We start from the raw sequence: 16,329 nt of genomic DNA, 5'->3' as shown, positions 1-16,329 counted from the left end.
CATGAAGAAGCTGATCGTCACCGTGCTGGCCGCCGCGCTCACGCTGACCGCCTGCGGCGGCTCGGACAGCGCTTCCTCGACGCTGCGCGTGGGCACGCTGAGCGACGCGCCGCCGAACATCTACCTCAAGGACGGCAACTACACCGGCTTCGACAACGAGCTGCTCAAGGCCATCGCGGCCAAGCAGAACCTGAAGCTGGAGTTCGCCGCGACCGACTTCTCGGCGCTGCTCGGGCAGGTCGCGTCGGGCCGCTACGACATCGCCAGCTCGGCGATCGCGCAGACCGACGAGCGCAAGAAGACGGTCGACTTCTCCGCGGCCTACGACTTCGAAACGATGAGCATCCAGGCCAAGCAGGGCACGCCGGTCACCGACGAAAAGGGGCTGGCCGGCAAGCGCGTCGCCGTCATCCAGGCGACCGTCGGCGACCACTGGCTGGGCAGCACCGTGCCGGCCGCCCAGGCCGTGCGCTTCCCCGACTACGCCGCCGCGCTGACCGCGTTGAAGAGCGGCGCGGTCGACGCGTACATCCTGGACCAGTCCATTGCCGAGAAGAACGTCACCGACAACCCGGACGCCAAGCTGGTCGTCGTGAAGAGCTTCGTCACGGACGTGCCGCACGGTTTCGCGGTGAAGAAGGGCAACGCCGAGCTGCTGGGCAAGATCGACAGCGGGCTCAAGCAGGTGATCTCCGACGGGACCTGGCTTAAGCTGCACCAGCAGTTCCTGCCGACCGCTCCGGTGCCGGCCGGGTTCCAGGGTTAGGAGAAGCATGAAGAAGACACTGGTCACGGCGCTCACCGCGACCTTGCTGGTCGCGCTCACGGCGTGCGGCGGCTCGGACAGCGGCGGCGACAAGACCCTGCGGGTCGGCACGCTGAGCGACTCGAAGCCGAACGCCTACCAGGAGAACGGCAACTACACCGGCTTCGACAACGAGCTGCTGAAAGCCATCGCGGCCAAGGAAGGCCTGAAGCTGGAGTTCGCCGCGACCGAGTTTTCGGCGCTGCTCGGGCAGGTCGCGAACGGCACGTTCGACATCGGCAGCTCGGCGATCTCCCAGACCGACGCCCGCAAGAAGACCGTCGACTTCTCGGCACCGTACAACTACCAGGCCCTTGGCATCGAAGCCAAGGAGACCGCCGGCATCACCGACGAAAACTCCCTGGCGGGCAAGCGGGTCGGCGTCGTCCAGGGCACCGTCTCGGACACGTGGCTCGGCTCGAACGCGCCGACCGCGCAGGCTGTCCGGTTCCCGAACGACGCCGCCGCCCTCAACGCGCTCAAGACCGGCGCGATCGACGGCGCGGTGTTCGACCAGGCCACCGCCGAGGACTACGCGAAGAACAACGCCGACGCGAAGCTCAAGGTGACCAAGGCGATCACCACGACCATCCCGCACGGGTTCGCCTTCAAGAAGGGCAACACGGACCTGATCAACAAGATCAACGACGGCCTGAAGAAGGTCATCGCGGACGGCACCTGGGTCAAGGTGCACGACCAGTTCGAGCCGACCGCGCCCGTGCCCGCCGAGTTCAAGGCGGGGCAGTAGTCCGCAATGGACGATTTCATCAACACGTTTCTCAGCTGGGACTACATCTCCCAGGTCCTGCCCGACCTGCTGAAGACCGGCCTGCTGAACACGCTCATCCTGTCGGTGTCCTCGGCGCTGATCGGCACCGTGCTCGGCATGCTGCTCGCGGTGATGGGCCTGTCCACCAAGTGGTGGCTGCGCTGGCCCGCGCGGGTGTACACCGACATCTTCCGCGGGCTGCCGGCGATCCTGACGATCCTGCTGATCGGCCAGGGCCTCGGCACGCTCGCGCGGGACGTCGTCGGCACGAATCCGTACCCGATGGGCATCCTGGCGCTGTCCCTGATCGCCGCGGCCTACATCGGCGAGATCTTCCGCTCCGGCATCCAGAGCATCGACAAAGGACAGATGGAGGCCAGCCGCGCGCTCGGCATGAGCTACACGAAGTCGATGCTGCTGGTGATCATCCCGCAGGGCGTCCGGCGGGTGCTGCCGGCGCTGGTGAACCAGTTCATCGCGCTGGTCAAGGACTCCAGCCTCGTCTACGTGCTCGGGCTGCTGTCCGGGCAGCGCGAGCTGTTCCGGATCGGCCAGGACCTCGCGGCGAACACGGGCAACCTGTCGCCGCTGGTCGCCGCCGGCGTGTTCTTCCTGGTGATCACCGTGCCGCTGACGCACCTGGTCAACTACATCGACAAGAAGCTCCGGACCGGCCGCAAGGTGCGCGCGGACGAGCCGGGCGACGGAGACGAGCTGGACCTGGTCGCCAGCGGGAAGGTTCCCTCGTGACGACGGCGGTGCGTTCGTCCAGTGTGGAGCTGCGGGACATCCACGTCAGCTTCGGCACGCTCGAAGTCCTGCGCGGCGTCGACCTCAAGGTCGAGAGCGGCCGGACCACCTGCGTGATCGGGCCGTCCGGTTCCGGCAAGTCGACGCTCCTGCGGTGCGTGAACCGCCTGCAGGAGCCCGATTCCGGCGATCTGCTGCTCGACGGCGAATCGGTGATCCGGTCGGACCCGGATGCGCTGCGCCAGCGCGTCGGCATGGTGTTCCAGCACTTCAACCTCTTCGGCCACCGGAGCGTGCTGGACAACATCGTGCTGCCGCTGCGCAGCGTGAAGAAGCTGAGCAAGGAGGAGGCGTCGGCGATCGCCCGGGCCCGCTTGGCCGACGTCGGCCTGGCGGACAAGGCGCCGTACCGGCCGAGCGCGTTGTCGGGCGGCCAGCAGCAGCGGGTGGCGATCGCCCGGGCGCTGGCGATGGACCCCGAGGTGATGCTCTTCGACGAAGCGACGAGCGCGCTGGACCCGGAGCTGGTCAAGGGCGTGCTGAACCTGATGGCGGGCCTGGCTTCGCGGGGGCTGACCTTGATCGTGGTGACGCACGAGATGGGGTTCGCGCGGAGTGTCGCCGACGAGGTGGCGTTCATGGACGCGGGCCGCATCGTGGAGCAGGGCCCACCGGCGGAAATCTTCGACGAGCCGCAGAGTCCTCGCCTGCAGCGGTTCCTCTCCCAGGTGCTCTGAAAGGAGGACGCTTCGGCGGTCGCTGCCCGGGTAGCCTGCGGAGATGGCGAGAATCGCTCGGCTGACGTACTACCCGGTCAAGTCCTGCGCCGGCATCGACGTGCCGTCCGCCGAGGTGACCCCCGCCGGGCTCGCGCACGACCGGGTCTTCCAGGTCATCACCCCGGACAGCGACGTCCTCACGCAGCGGCCGCACCCGGTCATGGCGACCGTCCGGCCGCGGGTGCTCGGCGACCGGCTCGCGCTGTCCGCCCCCGGCCGCGAAGACGTCGTCTTCGACATCCGGCGCGACGGCCCGCGGCGCCCGGTGTCGATGTTCGCCTGGGACGGCGAAGGCGTCCGGCAAGATCCCCAGGCCGACGCGTGGTTCTCGGACCTGCTCGGCCGGCCGGCCGAACTGATCGGCGTCGCGCCCGAGCACGACCGCCTCACCGGCGGCGAGTTCCCGGGCACGACCGCCTTCGCGGACGCGCACGCGGTGCTCCTCGCCTCCGAGTCCTCTTTGGACACGCTGAACGAACGGATCGCCGCCGGGCAGGGCGAACCCGTCCCGATGGACCGCTTCCGCCCCAACATCGTGATCGCCGGCTGGGCCGAACCCCACCGCGAAGACGAAGCCCGTGAACTGACGGCCGGCACCGCGAAGTTCGGGTACGCCGAGAAGTGCGTCCGCTGCACGGTCCCGATGGTCGACCAGGAGACCGGCGCCAAGGCCGGCCCCGAGCCGATCCGCACCCTCGCGACCTACCGGCGTGGCCCGGCCGGCGGCGTCGTCTTCGGGATGAAGGCCGCGGTGCTGCGGCCGGGTCAGGTCGCCGTCGGCGACGCGGTGATCGTGCACTCCTGGGCCGGCCCGAGCCCGAGCACGGCCGCCGCGGAGCCGCCGTTCACGGCGACGGCGAGCCGTCCCGCCGAGTCGGTGTAGAGCACCGAAGCGCCGGCGGGCACGTCGGCGAAGGTCCGCCCGAGGACCGTGGTCACCGCCACGCGCTCGCTGTGCACGGAAACCGGGCCCGACAGGCCCGAGAGCTCGAGGTCCGCCGGGGTCGCGGCCAGCTGGACGTTGCCGAAGTGGTCGACCGTCAGCACCTCCGACACGAGCTTCCCCGGGAACGCGGCGACGAACGGCTCGGGCATCGCGACCAGGTCGTCCACCGGGTCGCCGAAGTCCGAGGGGGCGACGCCCAGCGCGAGGTGCGCGGCCGCCGGCGCGAAGACGTCCCGCCCGTGGAACGTCGCCGACGTCGCCGGCAGCCGCAGCGACGGCTCCGCGAGCTCGTACGCCGCTTGCACCCCGCCCAGCGCCTGCGCGGCCGGCAGCAGCAGGCCGTTGTCCGGTCCGACCAGCAGGCCGTCCTCCGCGACGACGACCACGCCGAGCCGGGCCGTCCCGACCCCGGGGTCGACGACCGCGACGTGCACCGATTCCGGCAGGTAGGGGACCGTCTGGGCCAGCGCCATCGCCCCGTGCCGGATGTCCTGGGGTGGCACTTCGTGGGTCACGTCGATCACCCGCACCGCGGGCGCCAGCCGCGCGATCACGCCGTGGCAGGCCGCCACGAAGCCGTCGCGCAGGCCGTAGTCGGTGGTCACCGAGATCCAGTCGTACGCCATGCCAGCATCATCCATGGTGGCAGAGGGTGCCCGTTAGGGTTCGGTGCGTGACACCCCTCCCCACACGCCGGAGGCTCGCCTCCGGCAAGGTCCGCGACCTGTACGAAGCGGGCGACGACCACCTGCTGATCGTCGCCTCCGACCGCATCTCCGCCTTCGAACGCGTCTTCCCCACCTCGGTCCCCGGCAAGGGCCGCGTGCTCACCGCGATGAGCGTGTTCTGGTTCCGCGAGCTCGCCGACGTCCTCCCGAACCACCTCGTGACCTGTGAAGGGCCGCTCATTCCCGAGGCCGTCCGCGGCCGCGCGCTACTGGTGGAGCGGCTCGACATGCTGCCGGTGGAGGCGGTCGTCCGTGGCTACCTGACCGGCCGCGGATACTCCGATTACCACAGGTCCGGGGCGGTGTGCGGGCTGACGCTGCCGCCCGGCCTCGCCGAGTCGGCGCGGCTGCCCGAGCCGATCTTCACCCCGTCGACCAAGGCGCGCTCGGGCGAGAAGGACGAGAACATCGACTTCGGCACGTGCGTCTCGGTGCTGGGCCGCGCGCTCGCCGAGGAGGTCCGGGAGGCGTCCCTGGAGCTGTACCGCCGGGGCGCCGCGCGCGCGGCGGAGCAGGGCCTGCTGCTGGCCGACACGAAGTTCGAATTCGGCATCGGCGCCGGCGGCGGGCTCGTGCTCGCCGACGAGCTGCTGACGCCGGATTCGGCGCGCTACTGGCTCGCCGACGGTCACCAGCCCGGCGTCCCGCAGCCGTCGTTCGACAAGCAGCACGTGCGCGACTGGCTGGTCGATCCGGCGTCCGGCTGGGACTGCGTGTCCCCGCTGCCGCCGTTGCCGCCCGAAGTGGTGACGGCCACGCGCGACCGGTACATCGCGGCGTACCAGCGCATCACCGGGCTTTCGCTGGCAGACTGGCCCCGTGATCCTGCTGATCTGCGGCAGCCTGCGAGCCGGCTCGGGCAATGCGGCGGTGCTGGGGACCGTCGCGACCCTCACCGAGAGCAAGACGTACACCGGGCTTGCCGATCTGCCGCACTTCAACCCCGATGACGACCGCGACCCGCTGCACCCCGAGGTCGCCTCGCTGCGTGCCGCGCTGAAGGAAGCCGACGCGGTCCTGATCTGCACGCCGGAGTACGCGGGCGGGCTGCCGGGCTCGTTCAAGAACCTCCTCGACTGGACGGTCGGCGGCGGCGAGGTGTACGGCAAGCCGGTGGCGTGGATCAACGCGTCCTCGGTCGCAGCACCGACCGGCGGCCGGGACGCGCACGACTCGCTGCGGAAGGTCCTGACGTACGCGGGCGCGAGGATCGTCGAAGAGGCGTGCGCCCGGATCCCGGTCTCGCGCGCGGACGTCGCCGACGGCCAGGTCGCCGACCCGGACCTGCGGGGCCGGATCGCGGTGGCCGTGAAGCGCCTGCGCGAGGGTGTCTGACCCTTCCGGCAACGGTCGCCCGTCCGTTCTGCGCCGTTCACGGGAGTTTCAGACGCGTGCGTCCCAATGGGGGCGTGGACGCTCGCTTGCTGGTTTCGCTGTCGGGAATCACCCCGCGCACCCTGCACCGGTGCGCCGATCTGGCGGCCGAACTCGACCGCCGCAAGGTTCCGCTTTCGGTGCTGTACGCCGCTCGCACGGGCGAAGGCGCGGTGACGGAGTGGATCCGCACTCGCGCTCGTGGCGGTGATTCCGTGCTGCTGCACGGCTACGACCACACCGTCACGCCCACGCACCGCACGGTCTACCTGGGCAAGCGGGCGGAGTTCGCGACGCTGCCGGCGCACGAGGCGCGCCTGCGGCTGATCGCGGCGAAGGCCGCGCTGGACAACGCGGGGTTGTCGGTCGACGGCTTCGCACCGCCGCGCTGGATCGCCTCCCCGGGCACGCTGCTGGCGCTGGCCGAGCACGGTTTCCGGCTGTGCGCGGACCTCGGCGCGGTCCGCGACCTGGTGACCGGCGAGGTGCGCCGCGCGCGGGTCCAGGAATTCACGAGCCAGTCGCACCGCACGGAGACGGTGCGCTGCTTCGCGCTGGTGCTGGCGGCGGCCCGCTCGGCCCGCCGGGGCGGGCTGGTCCGGCTCGGGGTGGAAGCGGCGGACCTGACCCGTCCCGGCCTCCGCCAGGCCCTGCTCGACGCGGTGGACGTCGCCCTGGAGAACCGCGCGTTCGGCGCGACCTACGGCTCGCTGCGGGTGGTGGCGGCCTAGACCTTCGCGGGTTCGCCCCGGTCGAGCACCTTGACCTCGGTGCCTTCGGGTGCGAGGTTCCCGAAGAGGCCGTAGTGCATGGCGGGGTTGGCGAGCACGGCTTCGTGGATGGGCACGGCCACCCGCGGCGCGACGGCCCGCAGGTAGTCGACGGCCTCCCCGGCCTTGAGCCACGGCGCCCCGGTGGGCAGTCCCAGGACGTCGATCTGCTGGCCGGGCACGAAGAACGAGTCGCCGGGGTGGAAGAAAGCGCCGTCGTCGAAGACGTACCCGATGTTCGGGATGACGGGGATGTCCGAGTGGATGACGGCGTGCTCCCCGCCGACGGCCTTGATGGCGGTGTCCCCGACGGCGAAGGCGTCCCCGACGTTGGCGACGGCGAACTCCAGGCCGAGCTTTTCGACCTCGGGAGCGGACCCGGGATCGACGATCAGCTGGGCACCGGGGTTGGCCTCGAGGACCCGGGGCAGCCGTTCGACGTCGAGGTGGTCGAAGTGCTGGTGCGTGACCAGCACGGCGGACAGCTCCCGCTCACCTTCGAAGCCGGTGGAGAAGGTGCCCGGATCGATCAGGATCCGCTCGGAACCGGTCTCCAGCAACAGGCAGGCGTGTCCGAAATGGACGATACGCATCGATGGTTCTCCTTCACGGGTGGTCGTTTCCAGCCTAGTCCTGGTTCGTCAACCGGTGCCGGATGTCGTCGAGGTCCCGGCCGTCGACCCCTGCGTCGAGGAGGTATTGCCTGACGTCGAACCCGTCGAGCGTGGCCCGGACGGCCGCCGCGGTGGTGGTGCCCCGCTCCGCGAGGATCGCCGCGATGGCCGGCCCCTGGTCGTCGGTGCCCATCACGGCGTACAGCGGTCTCACGGCTTCGGTGGACAGGTCGTAGTCCGCGGCGATGGCGTCGGGGTCGACGCCGGCCAGCGCCAGGAGCAGGAGCGCGACGAGACCGGTCCGGTCGCGCCCGGAACCGCAGTGGAACAGGACGCCGCCGGGGGCCGCCCGGGCGATCGCGGTCATGACGGCGGCGCAGCGCTCGGCCTTCCGTTCGAGGAAGATCCGGTAGTAGAGCGGGCTGCCGTTCAGCCGCTCGTGGTTGACGTACCGCCAGAACTCGAGGTCGGCGATGTCGTCGAGGGGAACCTCGACGCGGTCGAGGTCCGCCGGGGTGGCCGGGCCGGTCGCGGCGGCGAACTGCGCGGAACCTGCCAGCGCCGTCGGGGCGCCCGCCGTCGGCCGGATCTCGTCGGGGTTGCGCAGGTCGATGACCGTCCGGACGCCGGCCTCCCGCGCCTGGGCCCACCCGGCGTCGCTCACGAACCGGAGGTCGGCCGCCCTGAAGAACGCGCCGCGGCGGGTCGTCCGGCCCGATCGCGCCGGCAGGCCACCGAGATCCCTGGTGTTGTAGAAGCCTTCCCAGGTCACTGCTCTGTCCATCTGTCACAGCTTGCCCGAGAGCAGCGCGTCGCCGAGTTCCGTGCGCCGGTACAGCACCCGGTGACCCCGGCGTTCCGACGCCAGCAAGCCCGCTCCGCGCAACGCCGTCAGGTGGGCCGAAACCGTCGCCGGGGCCAGGTCGTGACGCCGGGCCAGTTCGGTCGTCGCCGCCGGGCGGTCGAGCGTGGTCAGCAGCAGCGCCCGCGTCCGGCCGAGCACCTCCGCCAGCGGTTCCGGCGGTTCGGCAGCAGAGGTCCACAGCGAAGCCACGCCCCGGGCCGGGTACAGCAGGGAAATCTGCCACGGCGGCACCGTCACCACCCCGACGTTCGGCCACGCGAACACCGCCGGGATCAGCAGCAACCCCCGCGCGTCGATCGGCAGGCGCTCCCGGGCCCGGACGTCGACCAGCACCGACGTCCCCGACAGCCGGACGCGCGGGTGGAGCTCCGCCAGCATCGCCGCGAGCCCGCCCGACCCCAGCTGCCGCGTCCGGTAGGCGATGTCCGCCGCGAGCAGCTCACGCAGGCGGGGCCACTCCGGGGCCAGCAGCGCGTCCCACACCGTCTCGAGCTGGCGGGCCAGCAGGTCGCGCGCGGCCGCCGGGTCGGCCGGCAGCCCGGACAGGTCCGCGTCGACCATGCCCAGCTCCAGCGCCACCTGCGCGGGCGGAGTCGCGCGAACCACCGCGAGCTGCGCTTCGGCGGTCGTCTCGGGACCGTCGGGCGGCGGGCTCAGGAACTCGGTGATGTAGTGCCGCGCGCTCAGCACCGCGGTCAGCTCGGGCACGTCGGGCACTTCGGAGAGCCACGGCGGGGCCGCGGGGTGTCGCCGGATGCCGAGCAGCGTCTGGACCGCGCCCAGCACCTCCTCCAACGGGGAGATCGCGAACCGGACGCGTTGGCTCCCGGCCGCGCTGAGGACCAGCTCGATCACGACTGATTCGCTCTCACCCGAATCAGTGTGCCGCACGGGGGCGACCCGCAAGCGTACGAGCATGTCGTTGTTCACCCATCGCGCCTACTGGCGCTGGTCGGCGGGCGTCCAGTTCGCCCGGCTGCCGTCGACCATGGCGCCGCTCGCGTTCACCCTGCTGACCACCGCCACGACGGGCTCCTACCGGCTCGGCGGCGTGCTGATGTCGGTCTACGTCGCCGCCGAGATGGTGTGCGCGGTGCCGGTCGGGCGGCTGCTCGACCGCATCGGCCCTTCGCGGGGCCTGCCCGCGCTGCTCCTGCTCACCGCCGCCGGGTACGTGGTGCTGACGCTGGCTGCCGCGAACGGCGCGCCGAGCGCCGCGCTGCTCGTGCTGGTCCTGCTGCCCGGCATCACGGGCGGAGCGTTGTCGGGCGGGTTCCGGACGTTGCTCGCGGAGACGGTCGACGACGAGCTGCTTCCCCGGGCGACCACCGTCGACGCGATGATCCTCGACGGCGTGCTCGTCGGCGGTCCGGCGCTGGTCACGCTGCTCGACCTGGCCGGTCCGCTCGTGCCGCTCGCCGCGATGACGGCCGCCTGCGTTGCCGCCGCCTTGCTCGTCCCGCGTCGCGCGGGTTCCCGCGATCGGGTGGAATCCGGGCCCGGCATCCCGCCCGCGCGACCCGGCGCCGCCCTGCCGTGGCTGTGCTGCGCCTTCACCATCGGGCTGCTGACGTCGACGATCGAGGTCGCGCCGTTGCCGCTGGTCCAGCGCCTCGGTGCGCCGGAGACGGCGGCGCCGGTGGTGATCGCCGTGCTGACCGGAGCGAGCATCGCGGGCAGCGCCTTCTACGCGTGGCGGGGCAAGATCGGTGACCCACGGCTGTTCCTCGCCGGGTTCGTCCTCGGCGGGCTCGTGCTCAGCGCGGACCTCGGCTGGCCGGGCCTGATCGCGTCGGTGGCGGTGATCGGCGCGTTCGGCGGGCCGCTGGTCGCCACGACGTCGGTCAACCTCCAGCGCGTGTTGCCGAAGAACCGCAGGTCAGCGGGGTTCTCCTTGAGCTTCACGGTGCAGGCGGCCGGCTTCGGGCTCGGCTCGCTGGCGGTCGGCGTGCTGCCGTTGTGGCTCCCGCCGCTGCTCGGTGTCTTTGCCGCGGCGACCGCCGGTGCAATGCTGGTGCGGAAGCCCGCACGAGCTATTGGCACGATGTCAGTAACGTCGTAACCTGGGCTGACCCGCGACCTCCAGGGAGACGCCGATGACTGCCGTCCAGCCGAAGCCGACGACGGTCGGCGAGACCTTCGACTCGCTCAGCCCGGCGACCGACGAGGTGGTCGGAACCTACCCGATCCACACCGCGGAGGACGTCAAAGCGGCCGTCGAGCGGGCGCGCGTCGCGGCGGAGTGGTGGGCGGGCCTCGGTTTCGCCGGGCGCGCCGAGCGGCTCAAGAGCTGGAAGGGCGTGCTGACCCGGCGGCTGCCGCAGCTGTGCCAGGTGGTCCGCGACGAGACCGGCAAGCCGATCGCCGACGCGCAGCTGGAAAGCGTCCTCGCCATCGAGCACATCGCGTGGGCGGGCAAGCACGCGAAGAAGATCCTCGGCAAGCAGAAGCGCTCGGCCGGCCTGTTGATGTCGAACCAGGCGGCGACGGTCGAGTACCAGCCGCTGGGCGTGGTCGGCGTGATCGGCCCGTGGAACTACCCGGTGTTCACCCCGCTCGGCTCGGTCGCGTACGCGCTCGCGGCGGGCAACGCCGTGGTGTTCAAGCCGAGCGAGTACACGCCGGGCGTCGGCAAGTGGCTGGTCGACGCGTTCGCCGAGATCGTGCCGGAGCAGCCGGTGCTGCAGCTGATCACGGGCTTCGGCGAGACGGGCGCGGCGCTGGTGACGGCGGGGGTCGACAAGATCGCGTTCACCGGCTCGACGGCGACGGGCAAGCGCATCATGGCCGCGGCCGCCGAGACGCTCACCCCGGTGGTGATCGAGGCGGGCGGCAAGGACCCGGTGCTGGTGGACGCGGACGCCGACCTCGACGCGGCGGCGGACGCAACGGTGTGGGGCGCGTTCTCCAACTCCGGCCAGACCTGCATCGGCGTCGAGCGGGTGTACGTCCACGAGAAGGTCCACGACGAGTTCGTGGCGAAGGTGGTCGAGAAGTCGAAGGACGTCCGCGCGGGCTCGGACGAGGCGGCCCAGTACGGCCCGGTGACGATGCCCTCCCAGCTGGGCGTGATCAAGCGTCACATCCAAGACGCACTGTCCCGCGGCGGAAAGGCGGTACTCGGCGGCGAGGAGGCGGTCGGCGACCGCTACGCGCAGCCGACGGTCCTGATCGACGTCCCCGAGGACTCCGAGGCGGTGACGGAGGAGACGTTCGGCCCGACGGTGACGATCGCGAAGGTCCGCGACATGGACGAAGCGGTCGAGAAGGCGAACAGCACGAAGTACGGCTTGGGCTCGACGGTGTTTTCGAAGTCCCGCGGCGTGGAGCTGGCGGAGAAGCTGCGCACGGGCATGACGGCGATCAACGCGCCGCTGTCGTTCGCCGGAATCGCCTCATTGCCGTTCGGCGGCGTGGGCGATTCGGGCTTCGGCCGCATCCACGGACCGGAGGGCCTGCGCGAGTTCGCCCGCACGAAGGCCATCGCCCGCCAGCGGTTCACGGCCCCGTTGACGCTGACATCGTTCACCCGCAAGGAATCAACGGACGCACTGGTGGCCAAGCTGGTGACGATCCTCCACGGCAAGCGCTGAGCCACTCCGGGGTTGTGGACAACTCGGGTCCGCAACCCCGGAAAGCTCCGGAAGTGTCGGTGCGCGCCGGTAAATTGGATACCGGGGGCCGAGGGCCGCCCTCCGCCACCACGCACCTGAACCTCACCGCGCAATCCGGCCGTACCGAGCCAGGCCCGATCCAGTCCGCGGACAGCCGGGACCACGCCAGGGCGATCGCGGCCGAGCTCGCCAAGACCTACCGGCCGACCCACCCGCGGCGCCGGTCGGTGTTCCGGCACGGCGAAGACACCCTGTTCGTCCTGCTGGAGGGCATGTCCAGCCAGTTCCACCTGCGGATCACGGTGGTCCAACTGGTCGCCGACCTCGACGCCGACGGCAAGCCGTTCGAGGGCTGAACCGGCGGGCCGTGATGGCCATCCCACTGAGGGGCAAGCGGCCCCGCCGCCGCAAGCAGCGTGGGCAGCGTTCACGTGCCGGCTGTCCTCACGAGTCCACGTTCTCGCTGCTCAGGCGACCTTCGGGGCAGCCCGCATGCCGATGTAGGCGCAAGGGGTGCCGTCGGTGAGGGTGGCGAACACGACGGGCATCCAGTCGTCGCTGAAGGCACCGTCCGCACGGCCGGCGAACACCGTGTCCGACACGGCGATGAGGTCCGTCTCGATGGGCGGTGCGAGGTCGGCCATGCCGTCGACGAACGCGTACCGCAGGTGGGGCACGCCGCCGCGCTCGGAAATGGTGATTTCCACGCCCTCTCGCCGGTAGGTGCCGACGCGGTCGCCGAGCGCGACTGGCAGCGGCTGTGCGGGTGGCCCGAACGGTTCGGGCATCCGGACGCCGGCGAGTTCGTGAAGCAATTCGCGGAGCAGGTCGGAGTACAGGCGGCGAGCGCCTCCGCCGTTGGTGAGCAGCACGACGGCGACTCCGGCTTCCGGTGCCACGCGGAGGAAACCGTACTGGCCGATGGTCGCGCCGTCGTGGCCGAAACCGGGGGTGCCGTCCCAGTCGTAGAGCGTCCAGCCCAGTCCCCAGCCGTCGGAGTCGACCGTCCACTTGTCCGGGCAGTCGGTCTCGCGGTGCTGCATCGCATCGGTGGTTTCTTTGTGCAGCAACCGCGTTCCGTCCGGTGCGACGCCGCCGTCGAGGTGCATGCGGGCCAGCCGCAGGACGTCGGCCGCGGTGGCGCACAGCACCCCGCCGTACGGACCGGCCGAGCGCGGCAGCGGGTTCCAGACCGGCGCCGGATCCGGGTCGGCACCCCCTTCGCCGAGGTGTCCCATCGCGGCGCGGAAACGCAGGACGTCCTCGGGCAGCGTCACCGTGTGGGTCAGGCCCAGAGGTGCGCAAAGCCGTTCTTGGAGCGCGGCGTCCCAGGTCTGGCCGGTGAGCACCTCGACGATCCGGCCGAGCACGTTGTAGCCGACGCTGCTGTAGGAGATCGCCGTCCCGGGCGGGCAGTCGAGCGGGACATCGCGAGCGGCCTCGACATAGGCGGCGAGGCAGTCGTCGCCGCGCCCGGTGTCGCACGTGAAGTCGCAGGTGAGCCCGCTGGTGTGGGACAGCAGCTGCCGAGCGGTGATCGTCTTCGACGCGGCCGGGTCGGCGACGGTGAAGTCCGGCAGCACGTCGCGCACCGGGGCGTCGAGATCGAGCTTGCCTTCTTCGGCCAGCTGCATGACCAGCGTCGCGGTGTGGATCTTGGTGATCGAACCGACCTGGAACACCGAGTCGGTCGTCGCCGCCACCCCGGTACCCCGGTGCAGCACCCCGGTGGCGAGTTCGTGGACGTCGCCGCCGGTGAGCACGGCAAGGGTCGCGCCGGGGACGTGGTGGATCTCGCGCAGCTCATCGAGGCGGCGCTGCCAGCGGTCATGGTCGAAAGTCATGGATTTTCCTCTCCTGCGTACAGTGTTCCCCAATGCGCACACTGTACGCACAGGTCTTCGATGTGCGCAAGAGCGCACGACGTGCGCTAGAGTGGCGAGCCGAAAGGAGGTCCGATGGCGACCGAAGAACCCGCGGTGTCGGTGTGGACGCGCCCGCAGCGGCGCCGGGACCAGCCCGCCCTGAGCCGCGCGCAGATCGTGACGGCGGCACTCGAACTCCTGGACTCCGCCGGTCTCGACGCGCTCAGCATGCGAACGCTGGGCGCGCGGCTGGGCGCCGGCGCCACGTCGCTGTACCGCCACGTGGCCAACAAGGACGAACTGCTGGAACTCGTCGTCGACGAGGTCTACGGCGAGATCGAGGTCCCGGCCGTCCAGCACGGGGATTGGCGGCGCGCGGTGACAACCTGCGCCGAGAGTGCCCGAGCGGTCTTGCTGCGGCACGCGTGGATCGCGTCCGTGCTCGGCCAGACCGGCCTGTCCTACCTCGGGCCCAACGTGATGCGCCTGAACGAGCAGATGCTGGCCTTGTTCGAAACCGCCGGGTTCTCCCTGGCCGAGGCCGACCCTGCCTTGAGCGCGGTGATGGCCTACGTGATCGGCACGGCCACGACCGAAGCCGCGTGGCTGACCACAGTCGACCGCAGCGGCCGCTCGGAACAGGAATGCATCGACCAGCTACGGTCGGCGCTGACCGAGGCGACGAAGCCGTACCCCCGGCTGCACACGCTCGCCACCGGTGAGAACGACGGCGCCGAAAAGGCCCGTGGCGACGGCTTCCACTACGGACTGGACCGCATGCTGGACGGCCTGGCCACACGCCTTGCCAGGCGGTGACACCGCTTAAACCGACCGCCCCCGGATCAGGTCCGCCGCCTTCTCCGCCACCATGATCGTCGGCGCGTTCGTGTTCCCCCGCGGCACCACCGGCATCACGGAAGCATCGACCACCCGCAACCCCTCCACCCCCTGCACCCGCAGCTGCGGATCCACCACCGACCCGATCGCGCACGTCCCCACCGGGTGATACAGCGTCTGCGTGTTCTCCCGGATGTGCTCGGCCAGCTCGGAATCACTCAAGTCGTGCCGCGACGGCAGGAACGGCTTGTCCAAGAACCGCCGCAACGGCCCCACCTGCCCGATCTCGATCAACGCCCGCAAGCCCGCGATCATCGTCTCCATGTCCCGCGGCTCCGCGTAGTAAGCCGGATCGATTTCCGGCTTCCACAACGGATTCGCCGACTTCAGCCGCAGCCGTCCGCGGCTCGCGACGTCCACCAGCGTCGCCGCCGACGTGAAGCCGGGAACCGTCGGTTCGCGCAACCCGTTGTCGTAGAACAACGTCGGCGCGACGTGGATCTGCATGTCCGGCGCCGGCAGGCCGTCCGTGGTCGGGTAGAACGCGCCCGCCTCGCCGATGTTCGACGTCAGCGGCCCGCGTCTCGTCAGCTGGTACCGCGTCAAACCGAAAACCGTGGCCGCGTCGACCAGGTCGGTGGTGTCGCGAGTGGACCAGATGATCCCGCACGCCGGGTGGTCGTGCAGGTTCTCGCCGACGCCCGGCAGCGCGGCGACGACGTCGATGCCGTGCTCGCGCAGGTGCTCGGCCGGGCCGACTCCCGAAACCATCAGCAGCTGCGGCGAGTTGACGGCGCCACCCGAGAGAATGACCTCGGCCGAAGCGTGTGCGGTGCGCTCCACGCCGTTGTCCAAATAGGACACACCAACCGCGCGGGTCCCTTCGAAGACGACGCGGGTGGCGGGTGCGAGGGTCTTCACCGTCAGGTTCGGCCGGTCGAGTGCCGGGCGCAGGTAGGCGTCCGCCGTGGACCACCGCCGCCCCTTCTTGCACGTCACCTGGTAGACGCCGGCGCCTTCCTGGCTCTCGCCGTTGAAGTCGTCGGTGCGCTTGAGCCCCCACGCGACGGCCGAGTCGACCCAGGCGTGCGACAGCTCGTGGGTGAACCGGCGGTCCTCGACGTGCAGCGGGCCGTCCGTTCCGTGCAGCGGCCCGCCGAGCCGCTGGTTGCCTTCGGCGCGCTTGAAGTACGGCAGGACGTCGTCCCAGCCCCAGCCCTCGGCGCCGTGGGAATCGCGCCAGCCGTCGTAGTCGGCGCGGTTGCCGCGGATGTAGATCATCGCGTTGATCGACGAGCAGCCACCGAGCATCTTCCCGCGCGGCCAGTACGACGTCTTGCCGGTGTGCTTCTGCTCGACGGTCTCGTAGTTCCAGTCCCACCTGGTCTTGAACAGCGAGGGGAACGCGGCCGGGATGTGGATCTCGTCGGCGGTGTCCTCCGCGCCCGCTTCGAGCAGCAGGACCTGCGCCGCCGGGTCCTCGGTCAGCCGGTTCGCCAGCACGCAGCCCGCGCTCCCGGCGCCGACGATGACGTAGTCGTAGGACTCCTGGACGGCCACGATGCCTCCTGTTGGCGAGATGTCAACGACTCATCATGGCGCAGCGCCGCGCC

Annotated in this window: 18 protein-coding genes; 12 read left to right on the top strand and 6 right to left on the bottom strand. The window is 70.8% G+C overall.

The features are described from left to right. The first annotated feature begins 1 nt into the window (after position 1). Genes QRY02_RS36035 through QRY02_RS36015 form a run of 5 tightly spaced genes read left to right on the top strand, consistent with a single transcriptional unit; the run spans position 2 to position 3,986 of the window. Positions 2 to 766, top strand: coding sequence for an ABC transporter substrate-binding protein (locus QRY02_RS36035; protein ID WP_285987244.1), 765 nt, complete (start codon positions 2 to 4; stop codon positions 764 to 766). Between the two features lie 7 nt (positions 767 to 773). Then, positions 774 to 1,553: an ABC transporter substrate-binding protein gene (locus QRY02_RS36030; RefSeq protein ID WP_285987243.1), complete on the top strand. Its 780-nt coding sequence runs from the start codon at positions 774 to 776 to the stop codon at positions 1,551 to 1,553. Between the two features lie 6 nt (positions 1,554 to 1,559). Continuing rightward, entirely contained in the window at positions 1,560 to 2,324 is a 765-nt protein-coding gene (locus QRY02_RS36025; RefSeq protein ID WP_285987242.1) for an amino acid ABC transporter permease, read from the top strand. Then, complete coding sequence (locus tag QRY02_RS36020) at positions 2,321 to 3,061, top strand: amino acid ABC transporter ATP-binding protein (protein ID WP_285987241.1); 741 nt, start codon at positions 2,321 to 2,323, stop codon at positions 3,059 to 3,061. The genes QRY02_RS36025 and QRY02_RS36020 overlap by 4 nt, the downstream gene beginning before the upstream one ends. A 43-nt stretch (positions 3,062 to 3,104) precedes the next feature. Next, positions 3,105 to 3,986: an MOSC domain-containing protein gene (locus QRY02_RS36015; protein WP_285987240.1), complete on the top strand. Its 882-nt coding sequence runs from the start codon at positions 3,105 to 3,107 to the stop codon at positions 3,984 to 3,986. Here the strand turns inward: QRY02_RS36015 and QRY02_RS36010 are convergent. Further along, positions 3,869 to 4,675: an SAM hydrolase/SAM-dependent halogenase family protein gene (locus QRY02_RS36010; protein ID WP_285987239.1), complete on the bottom strand. Its 807-nt coding sequence runs from the start codon at positions 4,673 to 4,675 to the stop codon at positions 3,869 to 3,871. The two genes, QRY02_RS36015 and QRY02_RS36010, sit on opposite strands and share 118 nt — an antisense overlap. A 47-nt stretch (positions 4,676 to 4,722) precedes the next feature. Here QRY02_RS36010 and QRY02_RS36005 point away from each other — a divergent pair, with 47 nt between their 5' ends. The 3 genes from QRY02_RS36005 (at position 4,723) to QRY02_RS35995 (ending at position 6,882) form a co-directional block, all read left to right on the top strand. Next, on the top strand, positions 4,723 to 5,727 hold the full coding sequence (locus QRY02_RS36005) for a phosphoribosylaminoimidazolesuccinocarboxamide synthase (protein WP_285987238.1): 1,005 nt from the start codon (positions 4,723 to 4,725) through the stop codon (positions 5,725 to 5,727). Further along, positions 5,648 to 6,112, top strand: a complete 465-nt coding sequence (locus QRY02_RS36000) for an NADPH-dependent FMN reductase (protein ID WP_285987237.1) — start codon at positions 5,648 to 5,650, stop codon at positions 6,110 to 6,112. The genes QRY02_RS36005 and QRY02_RS36000 overlap by 80 nt, the downstream gene beginning before the upstream one ends. 86 nt (positions 6,113 to 6,198) lie before the next feature. Beyond that, complete coding sequence (locus QRY02_RS35995; protein ID WP_502874288.1) at positions 6,199 to 6,882, top strand: DUF2334 domain-containing protein; 684 nt, start codon at positions 6,199 to 6,201, stop codon at positions 6,880 to 6,882. Here the strand turns inward: QRY02_RS35995 and QRY02_RS35990 are convergent. From QRY02_RS35990 to QRY02_RS35980, 3 genes are read right to left on the bottom strand one after another with little or no spacing between them, the layout of a single operon-like run. Next, positions 6,879 to 7,514 carry an MBL fold metallo-hydrolase gene (locus tag QRY02_RS35990; protein ID WP_285987235.1) on the bottom strand — a complete coding sequence of 212 codons (636 nt, stop codon included), beginning with the start codon at positions 7,512 to 7,514 and terminating at the stop codon, positions 6,879 to 6,881. The two genes, QRY02_RS35995 and QRY02_RS35990, sit on opposite strands and share 4 nt — an antisense overlap. A 34-nt stretch (positions 7,515 to 7,548) precedes the next feature. Then, positions 7,549 to 8,319 carry a tyrosine-protein phosphatase gene (locus QRY02_RS35985; protein WP_285987234.1) on the bottom strand — a complete coding sequence of 257 codons (771 nt, stop codon included), beginning with the start codon at positions 8,317 to 8,319 and terminating at the stop codon, positions 7,549 to 7,551. A gap of 3 nt (positions 8,320 to 8,322) precedes the next feature. After that, the gene (locus tag QRY02_RS35980) at positions 8,323 to 9,255 is read right to left on the bottom strand and encodes an ArsR/SmtB family transcription factor (RefSeq protein ID WP_285987233.1); all 933 of its coding nucleotides are present in this window, start codon (positions 9,253 to 9,255) and stop codon (positions 8,323 to 8,325) included. A 61-nt stretch (positions 9,256 to 9,316) separates the two neighbouring features. Between QRY02_RS35980 and QRY02_RS35975 the strand changes: the two genes are divergently transcribed. The 3 genes from QRY02_RS35975 to QRY02_RS35965 are packed head-to-tail and all read left to right on the top strand — an operon-like array spanning position 9,317 to position 12,370. Next, positions 9,317 to 10,462 carry an MFS transporter gene (locus QRY02_RS35975; RefSeq protein WP_285987232.1) on the top strand — a complete coding sequence of 382 codons (1,146 nt, stop codon included), beginning with the start codon at positions 9,317 to 9,319 and terminating at the stop codon, positions 10,460 to 10,462. A 34-nt stretch (positions 10,463 to 10,496) separates the two neighbouring features. Beyond that, a complete protein-coding gene (locus tag QRY02_RS35970) occupies positions 10,497 to 11,993 on the top strand; it encodes an aldehyde dehydrogenase family protein (RefSeq protein ID WP_285987231.1) in 1,497 nt (498 codons plus the stop codon). Positions 11,994 to 12,046: 53 nt separating this feature from the next. Beyond that, positions 12,047 to 12,370 carry a hypothetical protein gene (locus tag QRY02_RS35965; protein WP_285987230.1) on the top strand — a complete coding sequence of 108 codons (324 nt, stop codon included), beginning with the start codon at positions 12,047 to 12,049 and terminating at the stop codon, positions 12,368 to 12,370. Positions 12,371 to 12,481: 111 nt separating this feature from the next. Here the strand turns inward: QRY02_RS35965 and QRY02_RS35960 are convergent, their stop codons facing one another. Continuing rightward, positions 12,482 to 13,858, bottom strand: coding sequence for a serine hydrolase domain-containing protein (locus tag QRY02_RS35960; RefSeq protein ID WP_285987229.1), 1,377 nt, complete (start codon positions 13,856 to 13,858; stop codon positions 12,482 to 12,484). Between the two features lie 114 nt (positions 13,859 to 13,972). Here QRY02_RS35960 and QRY02_RS35955 point away from each other — a divergent pair, with 114 nt between their 5' ends. Next, positions 13,973 to 14,695, top strand: coding sequence for a TetR/AcrR family transcriptional regulator C-terminal domain-containing protein (locus QRY02_RS35955; RefSeq protein WP_285987228.1), 723 nt, complete (start codon positions 13,973 to 13,975; stop codon positions 14,693 to 14,695). Between the two features lie 6 nt (positions 14,696 to 14,701). Here the strand turns inward: QRY02_RS35955 and QRY02_RS35950 are convergent, their stop codons facing one another. After that, positions 14,702 to 16,276 (bottom strand): GMC family oxidoreductase, encoded by a 1,575-nt coding sequence (locus QRY02_RS35950; RefSeq protein WP_285987227.1) that lies wholly within the window; start codon positions 16,274 to 16,276, stop codon positions 14,702 to 14,704. Between the last annotated feature and the right edge of the window lie 53 nt (positions 16,277 to 16,329).

The sequence above is a fragment of the Amycolatopsis sp. DG1A-15b genome (assembly GCF_030285645.1).
Lineage (GTDB): Bacteria > Actinomycetota > Actinomycetes > Mycobacteriales > Pseudonocardiaceae > Amycolatopsis.
This window is presented reverse-complemented; position numbering and strand designations above follow the sequence as displayed.